13 protein-coding genes and 1 riboswitch are annotated in these 15,023 nt (G+C 72.0%); of the genes, 4 read left to right on the top strand and 9 right to left on the bottom strand.

The window, feature by feature from the left end:
• Positions 1-204 precede the first annotated feature (204 nt).
• The 3 genes from ACWEBX_RS22265 to ACWEBX_RS22255 form a co-directional block, all read right to left on the bottom strand.
• Positions 205-906 (bottom strand): transglycosylase family protein, encoded by a 702-nt coding sequence (locus tag ACWEBX_RS22265; protein ID WP_451886575.1) that lies wholly within the window; start codon positions 904-906, stop codon positions 205-207.
• A 4-nt stretch (positions 907-910) separates the two neighbouring features.
• A riboswitch (cyclic di-AMP (ydaO/yuaA leader) is annotated at positions 911-1,104 on the bottom strand.
• A gap of 183 nt (positions 1,105-1,287) precedes the next feature.
• Entirely contained in the window at positions 1,288-2,226 is a 939-nt protein-coding gene (locus ACWEBX_RS22260) for a transglycosylase family protein (protein ID WP_451886574.1), read from the bottom strand.
• Between the two features lie 247 nt (positions 2,227-2,473).
• The gene (locus ACWEBX_RS22255; RefSeq protein WP_451886573.1) at positions 2,474-3,745 is read right to left on the bottom strand and encodes a cytochrome P450 family protein; all 1,272 of its coding nucleotides are present in this window, start codon (positions 3,743-3,745) and stop codon (positions 2,474-2,476) included.
• Positions 3,746-3,990: 245 nt separating this feature from the next.
• Here ACWEBX_RS22255 and ACWEBX_RS22250 point away from each other — a divergent pair, with 245 nt between their 5' ends.
• Positions 3,991-5,202, top strand: a complete 1,212-nt coding sequence (locus ACWEBX_RS22250) for a globin domain-containing protein (protein WP_451886572.1) — start codon at positions 3,991-3,993, stop codon at positions 5,200-5,202.
• A gap of 62 nt (positions 5,203-5,264) precedes the next feature.
• On the opposite strand, the gene ACWEBX_RS22245 is transcribed toward ACWEBX_RS22250, so the two are convergent.
• The 6 genes from ACWEBX_RS22245 to ACWEBX_RS22220 form a co-directional block, all read right to left on the bottom strand.
• Positions 5,265-6,317: a nucleoside triphosphate pyrophosphohydrolase gene (locus tag ACWEBX_RS22245; RefSeq protein WP_451886586.1), complete on the bottom strand. Its 1,053-nt coding sequence runs from the start codon at positions 6,315-6,317 to the stop codon at positions 5,265-5,267.
• A gap of 146 nt (positions 6,318-6,463) precedes the next feature.
• A complete protein-coding gene (locus ACWEBX_RS22240) occupies positions 6,464-7,123 on the bottom strand; it encodes a SurA N-terminal domain-containing protein (RefSeq protein WP_451886571.1) in 660 nt (219 codons plus the stop codon).
• Positions 7,124-7,356: 233 nt separating this feature from the next.
• Entirely contained in the window at positions 7,357-8,184 is an 828-nt protein-coding gene (locus ACWEBX_RS22235; RefSeq protein WP_451886570.1) for a glycoside hydrolase domain-containing protein, read from the bottom strand.
• Positions 8,185-8,489: 305 nt separating this feature from the next.
• Positions 8,490-9,971, bottom strand: coding sequence for a protein kinase domain-containing protein (locus ACWEBX_RS22230; protein ID WP_451886585.1), 1,482 nt, complete (start codon positions 9,969-9,971; stop codon positions 8,490-8,492).
• A gap of 38 nt (positions 9,972-10,009) precedes the next feature.
• Entirely contained in the window at positions 10,010-10,639 is a 630-nt protein-coding gene (locus ACWEBX_RS22225) for a hypothetical protein (RefSeq protein WP_451886569.1), read from the bottom strand.
• Positions 10,640-10,834: 195 nt separating this feature from the next.
• A complete protein-coding gene (locus tag ACWEBX_RS22220) occupies positions 10,835-13,063 on the bottom strand; it encodes an N-6 DNA methylase (RefSeq protein WP_451886568.1) in 2,229 nt (742 codons plus the stop codon).
• 199 nt (positions 13,064-13,262) lie between these two features.
• Here ACWEBX_RS22220 and ACWEBX_RS22215 point away from each other — a divergent pair, with 199 nt between their 5' ends.
• From ACWEBX_RS22215 to ACWEBX_RS22205, 3 genes are all read left to right on the top strand, one after another.
• Positions 13,263-13,577 carry a hypothetical protein gene (locus tag ACWEBX_RS22215; RefSeq protein WP_451886567.1) on the top strand — a complete coding sequence of 105 codons (315 nt, stop codon included), beginning with the start codon at positions 13,263-13,265 and terminating at the stop codon, positions 13,575-13,577.
• Between the two features lie 218 nt (positions 13,578-13,795).
• A complete protein-coding gene (locus ACWEBX_RS22210; protein ID WP_451886566.1) occupies positions 13,796-14,515 on the top strand; it encodes a hypothetical protein in 720 nt (239 codons plus the stop codon).
• Positions 14,516-14,602: 87 nt separating this feature from the next.
• Positions 14,603-14,965 (top strand): hypothetical protein, encoded by a 363-nt coding sequence (locus tag ACWEBX_RS22205; RefSeq protein WP_451886565.1) that lies wholly within the window; start codon positions 14,603-14,605, stop codon positions 14,963-14,965.
• Positions 14,966-15,023 lie beyond the last annotated feature (58 nt).

Here is a 15,023-nt window from a genome sequence, read left to right as displayed (position 1 = left end):
AAAAAGGAATAAAAAACCCCGCTCCGACACGTGCGGGGGAACACGTGCCGGAGCGGGGAACCCGTGGGGACGGGGGACCTCGGCGGGTCTCCGGTGCGTGCGGAGATCCCACGAGGGGGCATTGCCTGGGGCGTCGCGGCGCGGTGCCGGAATCACGGCCGCCCTCCGCCGAAAGCGGCCGGGTCAACCGGCGTGCCGCGCTGCTCAGCGCAGGTGGAGCTGCTGGCCCGGGTAGATGAAGTCGGCGTCGGCGACGATGCCCTTGTTCAGCTTGAACAGCTTCTGCCAGCCGCCCTTGACGTGCTTCTTCTCGGCGATCGAGCTGAGGGTGTCACCCTTGACGACCTTGTACTCGCCGTCGCCCTTCTTGACCTTCTTGCCGGCCGGGGTGGTGACGGTCTTCTGTGCGGCGGGGCGCTCCGCGGAACGGGAGGCGGGCTGCTCCGTCGTACGGGTGGCCGGGGCGCTCTGCTGCGAGGCGCTCGACGAGGAGGGCGCCGACGGGGCCGCCGGGGCCGAGCCGCCGTCGTTCGGGGTGCTCGACAGGCCGGTGCCGCAGGTCGGCCAGGCGCCCTTGCCCTGAGCGGCGAGGACCTTCTCGCCGATGGCGATCTGCTGCGCCTTCGAGGCCTGGTCGGCGGTCGAGGCGTAGGCGGTGCCGCCGTACGCGGCCCAGGTGGAGGACGAGAACTGGAGGCCGCCGTAGTAGCCGTTGCCGGTGTTGATGGACCAGTTGCCGCCGGACTCGCACTGGGCGACGGTGTCCCACTCGGAGGTGGTGGCGGCGGAGGCGTTGCCGGCCGCCATCAGCGGGGCGGCGATGGCGACGCCGGTGACACCGGCGAGCGTGGCGACACGGGTGGCCTTGTTCGGGCGGCGGTGCTTGCCCTTGCCGGAGAACAGCATGGAGAGATCCCCTCACCGACGCCTGCGAGGTGAGCTGTCGGGTTCGGGCCGAATGAGTTGCCCGGCCGCATGCCCTCGGCCCTGTCTCCAGGACGTCCGGCACGCGGCTTCACCCCAAGCCGTTCCCGGGTGTCTCTCGACTCCCGGACCCGGCGCTTACCTTGGGTCCCCCGCTCCTGCCTACGGCGCATGACGCGACGACTGTTCCCGTACGGCCGTTGGCAGGATTCGGCGTTGCGACCGTCGGAGCCCGCTGTGGCGAGCGGTCACGACCGTAAGCAGTCGATTGGCGGAATTTCAAAGACGATCAGGGCTTCTGAGACCCATCTCTCACTTGCGCCAAATAGGACATTCCACGGCGAACCGTGACGCGAACTCCCCCTACTTCTGCACCGTTTCGGCCGTGTCCGCGACGCTCTGACCAGGAATGACGAGGCCGGGATCGCTGTCGGCCGCCCCCGTGTCCACCTGGGGCAGATCGCCCCATCCGCCTTCGAGGCCAAGGGCGTCGGAAATGCTCCAGAGGTTCCCGATGACCTCTGCGACGTACTCGGTGTCGGCGGCGTCGGTCTCGGAGCTCGCGGCATGACGCCCCGCGGAGCCGTCGGTCCGGCTGTCGGCCGTGCTCTCCGCCGCGTCCCCGCCGCGGTGTCGCCCGGTGCCGGAACTCGACGAGGTGGAGGGGGTCGAAGAGGCTTCCTTCTGTCCCGACTTGGGCGATTCATCACCCTTGCCGGTCGCGGCGGCCGCGCTGTCGGAGCTCTGCGAGGCGCTGGGCGTGGCGGTGCTGCCGGCCGCGTCGGAGGACTCGCTCGAACCGGACGAATCGCTCGAAGGGGACGAGCTGGGCGAAGTTGCCAGACCGGACGAAATGTACGAACCGGAGTCGTTGCCGGTGCTCGACGAGTCGCCGGCCACGCCCGTGTCGACGCTGACCCCGGCGGAGCTCTTGCTGAGACCCGAGAGCGGCCCGCACGTCGGCCAGGCCGCGAGGCCCGTGTCGGCGAGCACCTTCTCGGCGACGGCTATCTGCTGCGAGCGGCTGGCCTGGTCGGCCGTCGGGGCGTACTCGAGGCCGCCGTGCGCCTCCCAGTTGTCCTGGTCGAGCTGGAGGCCGCCGTAGTACCCGTTTCCTTCGTTGGCGCTCCACGCGCCACCGCTCTCGCACTGTGCCACCCGGTCCCAGGTGGTCCCGTCGGCCGCGTTCGCGCTCGCCGCGGCGAGCAACGGGATGACGATCGCCGATCCCGTCACCCCTGCGGCGACGATGAGAGCCGGGGCCTGGCGAGGGCGACGGTGACGGCCGTTCCCGGAGAGCATGCGAGAGCCTTTCGAGCGACAGCGGGGAGCACAGCGACTCCTGCTAAGTGAGTGGCGCAGGTGCCGCGTTGATGGGTGAAGGTAGTCGCACTCGAACGCTGGTTACAAGTCGGTGCAGTACTGATCACGCGAAGATCACAAAGTTGACGGAGTGTCATCTTCCGGTGGCCGCGGGGGCGTCCTTCCGGTATGCGGAAGAGCCTCTTCGGCGTGGCCGCCGAAGGGTCGCCGATGCACCGATCGCGTCCTATTTGACCGGGGTGAACTCCACCGGAAGCGTACGCAATCCGCGCATAATGAGCCCTCCACGCCAACGCAAATCGGCCGATTCTCCGGCGAGTTGGAGGTCGGGAAGACGGCTGAGGAGCGTCCCGAGCGCGGTCTGCCCCTCCAGCCGGGCGAGCGGCGCGCCCAGGCAGTAGTGGATGCCGTGGCCGTAACCCAAGTGCTGAAGGTCACGTCGTGAGAGATCGAGCGTGTCCGGCTGTTCGAAGCGCTCGGGGTCGCGGTCCGCGGCCGCGAGGACCACGAGCACGGGGTCGCCGGCCGCGATGTCCTGCCCGCCGATCCGCACGTCCTCGGTCGCGAACCGCCACGTGGCCAGTTCGACGGGCCCGTCGTAGCGCAGGAGTTCCTCCACCCCCGTCTCCAGCAGTCCGCTCTCCCCTGCCGCGAGGGAGGCCTGCAGCCGGGCCCGCTGCCCGGGGTGGGTGAGCAGGGCGTGCATCCCGTTCCCGATGAGGTTGACCGTGGTCTCGAACCCGGCGAAGAGCAGGATGAAGGCCATGGCGGCGGCCTCGTTCTCGGTGAGGTGCTCGCCGTGGTCGGAGGCGCGGATGAGCCCGGAGATGAGGTCCTCGCCGGGCTCGGGCTCCGCGGTCAGCGCCTCGCGCTTGCGGTGGATGAGCTCGGCGAGATACCCGCGCATCTTCTTCACGGACCGGGCGACCCCGCCCCTCGGCCCGCCGCCGTGCCGGATCATCATGCCCGCCCAGTCCCGGAAGTCGTCCTGGTCCTCGCGCGGGACGCCGAGCAGGTCGCAGATGGCGTAGATGGGGAGCGGGAAGGCGAACTCGTGGATGAGGTCCGCGGAACCCCTGGCCGCGAACCCGGCGATGAGCTGATCCGTCAGCTCCTGCACCCGCGGCGCGAATTCGGCCACGCGCCGCGGTGTGAACGCCTTGCTGACGAGCTTCCGCAGCCGGGTGTGGTCCGGCGGGTCGATGTTCAGCAGATGCGTCATCAGCTCGGCCTTGCGTTCCCCGGGGATCCCGGTCCGGCCCCTCGCGTGCGCGGGCTCGTCGTGATGCGCGGGATTCTTGGACAGCCGCTGGTCGGCGAGCGTCTGCTTGGCGTCGGCGTACCGCGTGACGAGCCAGGCCTCGACCCCGCTGGGCAGCCGCGTGCGGTGCACGGGCGCGTTCTCCCTGAGCCAGGCGTAGGCCGGGTAGGGGTCGGTGGCGAACTCCCAGGTGAAGAGTTCGGGGGCGGCGCTGGCGGAGGCTTCGTGCTCGGTCACTCCCCGACGGTATCCGCCCCGGCGCGCAGGCCCCCGCCCACCGGGTCGGCCGAACCGACGCCCTCCCGCTCACCGGGTCCGCGCGGAGACGGCGACTTCCCGACCACCAGGCCCGCGGGAGACGGCGACCGCCTGACCACCGGGTCCTTGGGAGGCCGCGCCCCCGAACGCCCGTTTCACCCCGGGCCGTCCTGACATGGCCGGCTGTTTGACCCCGGCGCCCGGCATCTCCCTACTTTCCTGCCGTGGACCCCGAAATTCTCAGATCCAGCTTCGCGGTCGTGGAACGACGGGCCGAGTTCGCGGTCAAGTACTTCTACTCGCACCTCTTCCGCCACAACCCACAGCTCCGCGCGCTGTTCCCGGCGGACCTCGCCCAGGACATGGAACGGCAGCGGGACCGGCTCTTCGCGGCGCTCACCTTCATCATGGACAAGCTGGAGGATCCGGACCTGCCGCGGTACTTACGGAGCCTCGGCCGCGACCACCGCAAGTACCTGACCCGGCCCGAGCACTACGCGGCCGTGGGGGAGAGCCTGCTCGCCGCGTTCGCGGTCGTCTCGGGCTCGGCCTGGAGCGCCGAGGCCGAGAAGGCCTGGACCGCCGCGTACGGGTCGATCGCCCGGAGCATGCTGGAGGGCGCCTGGGAGGCCCGGCACCACGGCGAGCCGCTCTGGTGGGACGCGGAGATCGTCTCCCGCACCCGGCACGGCGAGGACCTCGTCGTCCTCACCCTGCGGCCGCGGCAACGGCTCACCTACTCCCCCGGCCAGTACGTCAGTGTCAGCGTGCCCCATCTGTCACGTGTCTGGCGCCCCTACTCCCTCGCGAACGCGCCCCGCGCCGACCGCACCGTCGACCTGCACGTCAGCCGTGTCGAGGACGGCGTGCTCTCCACCGCCCTCGTCCGGCGGACCCGGGTGGGCGACGTACTGCGGCTGGGCCCGCCCGGCGGCGGCCTCACCCTGCGGACTCCGGCCGACCGGCCCCTCACCCTCATCGCGGCCGGCACGGGCTGGGCGCCGGTGAAGGCCCTGCTGGAACAGCTCGACCCCGCCCACGAGGCCCGTCTGTTCCTCGTGGCCCGCGACATCGCGCACCTCTACGACCGGCCCACCGTCGAACGCCTGCGGGTCTCGCTCCCCGGGCTCACCGTCACCTTCATCACCCCCGCGCCCGGCCGCCCCAAGGCCCAGGCGACCGAACGGCTGCTCACCGCGCTGGGCAACCGGGCGGGCTGGCCCCGGCACGACGTCTACGTCGCCGGTCCGCCCGATCTCGTCGAGGAGGTCGGCGACGCTCTCCCCCTTCTGGGGACACCGGCCGAGCGGTTCTTCCACGACCCGCTGCCACCGACCGGCGAGGGACGTCCCCGCCCGGTGGGCGCGGCCCAGTGGCTCCTGGACCGCCCACCGGCCGCCTGGCACAACTCGACCGACCGCACCCTCGGCCCCTGACCCGGCGGACCGCACACCGACCGCGACCCCGACCCGTGACCCGGGCCGTGACCCGGACCCCCTCAGCCCTCCCCTTCCATCTCGTCCTTCTCGTCCTTCTCTTCCATCTCGTCCTTCTCCGCCGCCCCGCTTCGTTCCGCCCCGCGGATCGCGTCGCGGTACGTGCGTGCCGCCGCCCGCAGGGCGGCCTCGGGGTCGACGCCCTCGGCCTCGGCCCGGACGGCCATCGCCAGCAGTTCGTACCCCACGCCCTCACCCGACGGCAGCGGAACGTCGAGTCCCGCCGTCCGCGCCCGTGACGACAGCTTGGCCGACAGGGCCAGGCCCGGCTGGCCGAGCGGCACGCCCTCGGTGACGGAGGTGCGCCGCTTCTCCTCGGCCTTGGTGCGCAGCCAGTGCTCCTTGACCTCCTCGGGCGTCGTGGCCGTCTCGTCGCCGAAGACATGCGGGTGCCGGTGGATCAGCTTGGCGACGATCCCGCCGGCCACGTCGTCGATCGAGAACGGGGCGTCCGTGTCGTCCTCGGCGATCCGGGAGTGGAACACGACCTGGAGCAGGACGTCACCGAGTTCCTCCCGCAGCTCGTCCCGGTCGCCCTCCTCGATGGCCTCGACGAGCTCGTACGCCTCCTCCAGGCCGTATTTCGCGAGGCCCTCGTGCGTCTGCCGGGACGACCAGGGGCACTCGGCGCGGATGCGGTCCATCACCTGGACGAGGTCGAGCAGGCGCGCGCCCGGCAGGTCGTACGAGGCGGGCAGCAGCTCCAGGTCCGGCATGCGTATGCGGCCGGAGCCCGCGAGACGGGCCAGACCGTCGGTGAGCCGGGGTTCGCCCTCCCCGGTGGCGACGACGACCACCGAGCGGCCGCCGGCGCACGCGTCGACCAGTTCCCGCGCGGTCGGGGCCTCCTCGTCGACCGCGACACCGGCCTCGCGCAGATACGGCACCTGCGGGTGCGCGCCGTCCGAGCACAGCACCCGGTCCGCGCCGTGGAGCGCCTGCCAGGCGGGCCAGGAGAGCAGGCCGGGCGCGACCCGGTGGCTGGTGGTGAGCAGGACGATGCGGCCAGGACCGGTGGCGCTCGCGCCGTCGCCGGTCACATCGCCCGCGGTCACATCGGCCGCGGTCCCCTCGCCGCCCTGAGCGGCCCCCGTCGGTTCACTGGTTGCGTTCACCCCCCGAACGTAACCCACGCCGCCGACACCCCCGGAGTTGTCCACAGGGCCGGGGACGCGGCAGGTCCACCGCGCCTCGCGACGGGTTACGCGGGCTGCTGGGCCGCCGCCGCGGACACCTCGCGCACCCACGGCGTCTTCGCGTCGACGCGGCTGCTCTTCTGGACGTCCCAGGTGCCATAGCGCGGATTCAGGTCGACGTGGAGTTCCTTGGACGCGGCGGACATCGCCTTCCAGAAGGTGGCCTTGCCGTCGGTGGTGTTCATGTCGGCACCGAGCGCGGTGGCGAGCTTGCGGGCCTCGATCTCGGTGCGCAGGCTGTCGTCGAGGCGCTCGGGCGCCACGCCGTAGTTCGACAGCCAGGTCGTCTCCAGCGCCTTCGCGCCGCCCGCCTGCTGTTCGAGGGCCGACCGCATCCCTTGCGAGTCCTTGCGGGTCACCGTCACACCGGCGTTCTCGGCCGCGCGGTCCAGCACCCGGTCCAGGACCATGCTGTGCAGCGTGTCGCGGGTGAGCGTGGCGGTGCTCGCGACGACCTGCGCGTACTGGGCGTCGTCCTTGCTGGCGGCCCGCTGGGCCGAGCGCACCTCGTCCACCCGGTCCTGCAACTGGGAGACGGTGATCCGGCTGTCGCCGACGACGGCCGCCGCACCCGGATGGGCATCGCTGCCGCACGCGGTGAGCAGAGGGGCCGCGGCGGCGAGCGCGGCGGAGAGGACGAGCGCGGTGCGACGGCGGCGGTGCAAGGAAGCCTCCCGAGGAGATTGTGCGGCGGTGCACAAAGTCTTGCGGTGATCGATGGTAGGCAGTGGCCCGCCTCTCGGCCAGCCATTCGACCAACGATTCACGACGACTTCAGGCACCGCCGAAGGTTCCCCGCCTCGTGGAACGCCCAGGGTCCGCCCGTACGAGTGACCGCGGCCGGCCGGTGATCCGGCCGGCCGACGGGATGCCGCCCCTTCCCAGGGCCGTCCGCGCGTCAGCCGGTGATGGCGACGGGCGCGTCCCAGGCGTCGCGGTCCACGGTGATCGTGACGCCGCCGATGGTCTCCTTGCTGTTGACCATGTACTGGTGCGCACGGCTGTGGCCGGTGAACTGGGTCGCACCCCAAGGCCAGTCGGTGGTCGTCGTGTTCGACTTGTCCCACAGCGCGTACCAGAGGTTGCCGGGCAGGTCCGTCTTGTCGGTCGCGGTCGCGATGGCCTTGGCACTGGAGCTGGTGAAGCCGTAGTACCCGGAGCGGTACGTCTTGGCGCGCAGGGTCTTGTCGAAGGCGCGCACGTAGGTGAGCACGGCGTCGTTGCACGCCTTGTTCGTGATGTCGTACGACTCCATGTCGAGGTACACCGGGCTGCCGGCCTTCATGCCGAGGGCGGAGGCCTTGGCCACCGCGTCCGCTCCGTCCGCCGCGCCGAGCGAGGCCGCGGTCGCGTCGGTGATCTTCTCGGGACTGCTCCCGGTCTGGCAGGACGGCTGAGCGCCGACGTACAGCGGGATGAGCTTCCAGCCCAGCGTGCTGACCGACTTCACCCAGGACGCGGTGAGGTTGGGCTGGGCGCACCCGCGGTTCTTGCCGCCGATGTACACGGCCGCGGCCCCGTAGAAGCCGGTGTGCCAGGCCTTCATCGCGGTGAGCGAGGGCGCGGCGCAGGTGTCGAAGGCGCGGCCGGTGTAGGTCTTCTGGGCGGGCCAGGTCGTGGCGGCCATGGAGGTCTGCGCGGCGATACCGGCGCCGGCGACGACCGCGACCCCGGCCACCCCCCACGTGATGTACCGGCGCTTCCTCGACTGACGATGGTCGGACATGTGGATCCACCCCTGGTTGTGCCGGTGTACCGGCGGTTGTGCGATGACGGCGCACACGGCGCGGAGCGCGGCGCGCGCGGCACGAAACAGAGCGCAACCTAACCGGCCGCGTATACCCGTTCGGGAAAGAATGCCTCTGGAGAGTCACAAGATCCTCTCAGGGCATGGCAAAAACCAGTGCCGCGGCGGGTGAACGTCGCCTGCCGCGGCACTAGGGCCTGTCTGACAATTCCCGTCTGCCCGGCGACGCCATGCACGCACTCCGGGCCGCCCTTCGGGCGACGACGCGAATTGTCAGACAGGCCCTAGCCACGCACCTGCCCCAGCCATTGCAGTGTCCGCCGGATCTCGACCGCGAGCGGGTGTCCGGGGCCGTGCGTCCGCTCGACGTCGTGCAGCAGCCGGGCCAGTGTGTCGTGGGCGGCGGCGCGGTCGCCCAGCGCCAGCAGCAGGTGACCGATGCGGCGGCGGACGTCGAAGGCGAGTTCCGGGTCGTCGGCCGCGTACTGGTTCTCGTAGTACGGCAGCAGCGCGCGGTACTCGGCGAGCGCCGCCGCCGGGTCTCCCAACTGCTCCAGACACTGGGCGGATTCGTAGCGATAGCGCAGGGACTGGGGGTCGGCCAGGCCGGCTTCGGAGGCGCGTTCGTCGGCGAGGCGGCGCAGTTCGGGCAGTGCGCGCCGGTACTGGCCGTCGTCCATGAGCGTCGCCGCGTACTGCTTGCGCAGGGTGCGCACGACCGGGGAGCGCTCGCCGTGCTGCTCTGCGGCGACGGGCAGGATCGCGCCGAGGATGTCGACGGCCTGCGTGATGCGGCCCTCGCCGAGAAGGCGCTTCACCTCGTCGACGGCGCCCGCGACATCGGTCGTCTTCGCTCGCACCGCGGGGGCCGGACGGGGTGCGGGTGTGCGCGCACGGTCCGGCCAGGGGGCGTGCGGGCGCAGAAAAGGGCGCGTGGGGTCGAGCGGTGCCCCGGTGGGTGTTCCGCGCGCGGGCAGGAGCGGCACCAGGTGCTCGTACACCTCCTGCGCGGAGGCGGGCCGGTGCTGCGGGTCCTTGGCGAGCAGGCGCAGGACCAGGCCCTCCAGCGCCTCCGGGATCTCGGGCCGCAGCCGGCGCACGGGCAGCGGCTGCTCGTACAGGTGCCGGTGCAGCACCCCGAGCGCCGTCGAGCCTTTGAACGGCACGTCGCCACTGAGCAGTTCGTGTATCAGCACACCGAGCGCGTACAGGTCGGTGTACGGACCCACCGCGCCGCCCATCGCCTGCTCGGGCGCCATGTAGGCCGGCGAGCCGATGGGGGAGCCGGTGTGTGTGAGGCGGGTCGTGTCGGTGTCCATGACGGAGGCGACGCCGAGGTCGAGGACGGTCACCGTGCCGTCCTGCTTCACCATCACGTTGCGCGGCTTGAGATCGCGGTGGACGATCGGCACGGAGTGCACGGCGCTCAGTACGGCGCACAGTTGCGCGGCGACCGCGACCGCCCACTGCCACGGGTAGGGGTCGTGTTCGGCGAGATGGTCGGAGAGGTCGGCGCCGTCGACGTACTGCATGACGAGGAACAGCTCCTCGCCCTCGCTGCCCGCGTCGTGCACGGTGACCAGGCCGGGGTGGTCGACCTGGGCGGTCACCCGGCACTCGCGCGCGAAGCGGCGGCGCAGTTCGTCGGCCTCCTGGCCGACCACCTTGTCGGGGCGCAGCAACTTCACGGCGACGCGCCGGTCGAGCCGTTGGTCGTAGGCCGTCCAGACCTGGCCCATGCCGCCCTGCCCGATGAGCGTGGCCAGTTCGTACCGCCCGGCGACGACGCGCCCTGCTTCCGTGGTCACCGGCCGCCCTCGTGGTCGCCGTCGCGCCGGTCCCCGTGCCTGCGCAGATAGTCGCTGAGTTCGTCGAGCTCGGCGCGCACCTGGTCGATACGGGCGGGCGCGGCCCGCTGCGGCGGGGGCTGGGGCATCGGCGTGTTCGGCGGGTACGCCTGCGGTACGGAAGGCTGCGGCTGCGGCACGGGAGGCTGCGGCTGCGACATGAGGACACCCGGGTACGGCGGGACGGGCGGCGCGGGCTGCGGAAAGCCGAACGGCCTGTGGGCGGTCTGCACGTGGAACGGCGCGTGGCGCGTGGACCGCCGCCGCGCACGGTGGAAGCGGATGTCGCTGACCAGGTAGTACGCGACGCTGCCGGCGCTGAGGACCAGTGACCCGGTCAACGCGACATCGCCCCAGTGGTCGCTCTCCGGCAGCGTGCCGACGATCATGAGCAGACCGATGGACACGGGCAGCGTCACCCAGGCCGCCGTCCAGTCGAACCACCGCCCGCGCCGGAGCGCCACCTGGAACAGCGGAAGACAGGCGAACAGGCCGCACGACAGGAGCCCGGCGGCGGAGAACAGAACGCGCAACGCGATGACGGTTCCCGCTCTGCGGGTGGGTGGCGTCCCGCCGTGGCCGTACATGACTGCTCCCGGGCCTGCGTTCGATGTCGGAGTTCGAGCGTATAGGCCGACACGGACGACCGGTCCCGGGTTGTACGGAGCTGTTGTCGTACCGATCACCTCGTACGACGCCGCAGGTGACGTCGGGGGCGGGCCGCCCGGTCCTGGAGGAGCCGGAGCGCGCGGCCCCGGGCGACGGACGGGGTGCGCGGGGCCTCAGCCCGGGGGCACCGTCCCGTCCGTCAGCCCGTCGTACATGCCGCGTACGAGCTGGTCCCCCAGCCGGCCCGCGTGCCTGAGCGCCCGCTCGAACTCGTCGAGCGCGCGGAACCGGGCACCGTAGCGCCGCTGTTCGTCCAGCGGGAGCCGGGGCAGTTGCAGCCGGCGTACGTCGAGGCGGGTGGCGGTGGACGCGTAGCTGCTGGCCTGACGGTTGTTGGCGGTGCCCCGCAGGAACCCGGCGAGGAACCACGGGTCGAGCGCCGCCGGATCGGGGTGCAGGAGCACGAGGTTGCGCCCCAGGACGGCGCCCGCCGTCGTGCCGTCGACCACCCGGACCACCGAGCCGCCGCCGAGCACCGGCACGACCACGTCGCCCGCCTCCGTCAGCACGGCCTCCTCGTCGCTCTCGGGCAGGGTCCCGGTGGGGCCGGTGCCGGCGAGCACGTCGTGGTCGGTGAGGACGGGCACACGCGTCGGGCCGCCGTTCCCGCCCGTACGCATCACCAGGGCGCTCCCGCGGGCGAGTTCGCCGACGGTGGTGAGCGGCCAGCGGGAGGGCTGCGCCGTCATGGCGGGGGGAGGGGTGAGACCGGAGGCCAGACGCAGTGTCTCGTCGAGGCACTCGCGCACTGCCGTGAGCTGCTCGGCACCGTCGGCCACCGCCGGGGGCGGGAGGTGGCGGGCCGGGGCGAGGTCGACGTCGTCGTCGAGGAGTTCGATGACGGGCACCGAACGCGCCAGACCGGGCCGCTCCTGGAGGGTGCCGTTCCGGTCGTGTTCCCGCCAGGCATCGAGCACGATGTCCCTGACCGCCTGCCAGTCGGGACCGCCACGCCCCTCGCCGGCGAACTGGCCGGCGTCGGTGAGCAGCACCTCGGGCCGGGCGGGCGCCTTCTCGGGCCTGCGCAGCACCCACAGGTGCAGGGGAATGTTGTACGGGGCCGCCGCGCCGACCGGCAGCGCGACGACGGCCCGCAGCGCGCCGCGGCGCAGCAGGTCGGCGCGGATACGGCGGCCGGAACGGCGGGAGGCCGTCGCCGGCGGCATGAGCAGAACGGCCGTGCCGCCGTCCCGCAGCCGGGCCAGCGCGTGTTGGACCCAGGCCAGCTCGGACTCGGCACGGGCTGGGAAGCCGTACTCCCAACGGGGGTCGTAGGCCAGTTCGTCATGGCCCCAGTTGCGTTCGTTGAACGGGGGGTGGCACAGGACGGTGTCGGCGCGCAGCCGCGGAAAGGCGTCGGCACGCAGGGTGTCGCCGACGGCCGCGCGCACGGTGGCCGGGCCGTGCAGGGCGAGCCGGAGCGCGGTGAGCGCGGCGAGTTCGGGGGCGCTGTCCTGGGCGTGGAGCTCTTGACCGGGGCCGGCGTCGAGGGCGCACAGCAGGGCGCCGGTGCCGCAGGCCGGGTCGAGGACGGTGCGGGCGGGGCCGGCGAGGTCGGCCATGAGGCGGGCGAGTTCGGTGGGGGTGGGCGTGTACTGGCGCGGGTTGGCGTCGAGGTGCCGCCCGAGCAGGAACTCGAAGGCCTGACGGGCACCCAGCTCGGCGGCGAGTTCGGCCACCCCGCGGAGGAGGGGAACGGAGGGGAGGAGCTGGGGGCCGGTGGGGAGGCGCACCGCCGGGGCGGCGGAGGCGGCGGGTGCGGGGACGATGGGGGTGACAGAGGCAGGGGGGGTGACAGGGGCGGTGGGGATGAAGGGGGCGGTGGGGGTGTGCGGGGCTGGAGATGCCCCTGGATCACCTTCCGGAGTGTTCACAGTCGCCGGTCGGTTCACAGCCGCCGAGGGCGTCGCATCCGTACCGGCGTGAACACCCCGTTCACCCCGCACCGGTCCGAACCGCGGGGTGACCGCCTGCTCCAGCGCGGTCGGCAACAGCGCGGCGAGGCGCTCGTCGGAGCCGGCGCCCGCTTCGAGCCAGACCGTGGGCCGGTCATGGATGAGCAGCAGTACATAGCCGGCGTGGGTGAGTGCGGTGGCCGGGCCCTCGGGGTGGCCGACGAGCTGCTGCCAGACGCGTTCCCGTAGGGGCACTTCGGCAAGTTTCCCCTGGTGACGCAGCCAGGCCTCGACCTCGGCGAGGGCGAAGGACGGGCTGGTCTCCGTGCCGCCGACGGGCTTGGGGAAGTCGGCGTGCCGACGGCGCCAGTTGCTCACGGCCGCGCGGCCGACGCCGGCCAGCCGTGCGATTCCGGCCGCGGTCACCTCGGTCGCGTTGTCCTGCACTCGCCCCGCTCCTCTCGTCCCGCCTCGCCCCTGTGTGGCGTCGAGCATACCGATGTAGGCAGGATCTACCGGTTCACGCCGTGTACGGGAATGATTCCGTTAATCGTGTTGACTCGATTCACAGGCTCTGGTCTCATTGACCCAGCGAACGAGCGGCTGTCGTTGAGACGTCCGCCGGGGGAGGGGAACAGTCGTGGGCATGAAGGGCAGGGTCGCGCTGAGTGCCACCGTGGGCCTCGTCGTCATCGGCGTCGTCTCGGCGAACGCCGAGGACAAGGCCGCGTTCGCGGGGAACGGCGACTTCCGGGTCGGCCCGGACATCGAGCCCGGCACCTATCGCACCACCGGCAACACCGGCGGCTCCTGCCACTGGGAACGCGCCAGGGGCGCCGGTCACGGCCCGGGCTCCCTCATCGCGAAGGGCGATGTCACCGGCACGGCCCTCGTCACGATCACCGCCAAGGACACCTACTTCAAGACGTCCGGCTGCGGGGACTGGAAGAAGACCGGCTGACCCGCCGCCGTACGCCCCGCCCGTCGCACCACCCCTGCCGTCAACACCGCACCGGCGGCGCGAGCACCTCGGAACCACACCAGAACACCGCGCCACACCACATCGCACCGCACCGCACCGACCGTGCGCGGCCCGCGTGTTCACAGCCCCACAACCGAAAGCCCCGCCCGGACGGCCATTCGGCCCGTACCGGCCTCACCCTCGAAGGACAGATCCCGATGCGTCATCCCTCCCGCGCGGCCAAGGCGCTGCTCGCCGCCGCCGTGCTCCCGCTCGCCCTGACGGCCTGTTCCTCCGCGACCGGCACCTCGACCTCGTCCGCCACGGCGACCAAGCCGTCCAAAGAGCCCAACGCCGGCCTGCTGACGGGCGCGCAGCTCAAGAAGGCGCTGGCGCCCGCCTCCTTCTTCGCCGCCGGCTTCGCAGTGGATCCGAGCGGTGCGCGGGACTCCGGCACCACGTACACCGCGCCGAGCTCCTCGCCCGCGGCGAAGCCCGACTGCACGCTGCTCGGTGGTACGAGCTGGATAGCGATCACCGGCGACGCGGGGGTCTCCTTCGCCCAGAACGACTACGTCAGCAAGGACACCTCCGAGGACATCGCCCAGGAGATCGACACCTTCCGCGGCACCACCGCGGCGAAGGTGATGGCGAACCTGAAGAAGGCCGTCGCCGCCTGCGCGACCTACACCGACGCGGACACGCACACCAAGGTGAAGGTCACCGGGGCCGACACCACCGGTCTCGGCGACGCGGCCTACACGATCACACTGACCAACAGCGCCTGGCAGAACGGATCGACGCTGATCGCCGCACAGTCCGGAACGGACGTCGTCACGGTGCTGTCCACGGACGGACACGACAACGGCGCGGCCACGGCGAAGAAGCTGACCGCCCGGATCGTGACCTCCCTGAAGGGCGAACACGACCACGCCTGACCGCCCGGATGGGAACATGGCGCCCCCGAGCCATTTCTCGGGAGCCCGGGAATCCTCTCGGGGGTTCATGGGGTATTCGGGGGTGTGATGCACAAGCGCTTGGAAGCCGGCTGGTTCCAGCGGCTGGCGTGGTCGGTTGTGGCGGTCGGGTCGTTCGGCCTGCTGGTGTGGGTGCCTTTCCTGTACGTGGCGATCCGCCGGGGGCGGGGTGCCGACTGGGGTGCCTTCGTCTCGTTCGCGCTGTACGAGGTGGGGTCGCTGTCGTTGGCGAACCTCCCGGCGGGCAAGGGAGACGCGGCCTTGGGTCTGGTCGCCCTGGCCACCCTGGGCCTGGCCGTATGGCTCCTTCTGGGCCCGCTGTTCGACAAGCTCACGCCGCGGAACGCCATGGCCGGCGCGGGCCCTGCCCCCTGGCCGGGCCAGGGAGCCGGCAACCCTTACCTGCGCTGACACCCGGCAGCGCGACGGGAGCGAGGCACCGGGCGGTTCGTCGCCGCCGGGTGCCGCG

Source organism: Streptomyces sp. NPDC005070 (genome assembly GCF_053600395.1).
The sequence above is the reverse complement of the archived record's forward strand: the minus strand, read 5'-3'. Positions and strand labels throughout refer to the sequence as shown.

Bases quoted from the DNA above. Each gene is read 5' to 3' on its own strand.
- ACWEBX_RS22265 (WP_451886575.1), bottom strand. From the start codon at position 906: ATGCTGTTCTCCGGCAAGGGCAAGCACCGCCGCCCGAACAAGGCCACC.
- ACWEBX_RS22260 (WP_451886574.1), bottom strand. From the start codon at position 2,226: ATGCTCTCCGGGAACGGCCGTCACCGTCGCCCTCGCCAGGCCCCGGCT.
- ACWEBX_RS22235 (WP_451886570.1), bottom strand. From the start codon at position 8,184: ATGTCCGACCATCGTCAGTCGAGGAAGCGCCGGTACATCACGTGGGGG.
- ACWEBX_RS22225 (WP_451886569.1), bottom strand. From the start codon at position 10,639: ATGTACGGCCACGGCGGGACGCCACCCACCCGCAGAGCGGGAACCGTC.
- ACWEBX_RS22215 (WP_451886567.1), top strand. From the start codon at position 13,263: ATGAAGGGCAGGGTCGCGCTGAGTGCCACCGTGGGCCTCGTCGTCATC.
- ACWEBX_RS22210 (WP_451886566.1), top strand. From the start codon at position 13,796: ATGCGTCATCCCTCCCGCGCGGCCAAGGCGCTGCTCGCCGCCGCCGTG.
- ACWEBX_RS22205 (WP_451886565.1), top strand. From the start codon at position 14,603: ATGCACAAGCGCTTGGAAGCCGGCTGGTTCCAGCGGCTGGCGTGGTCG.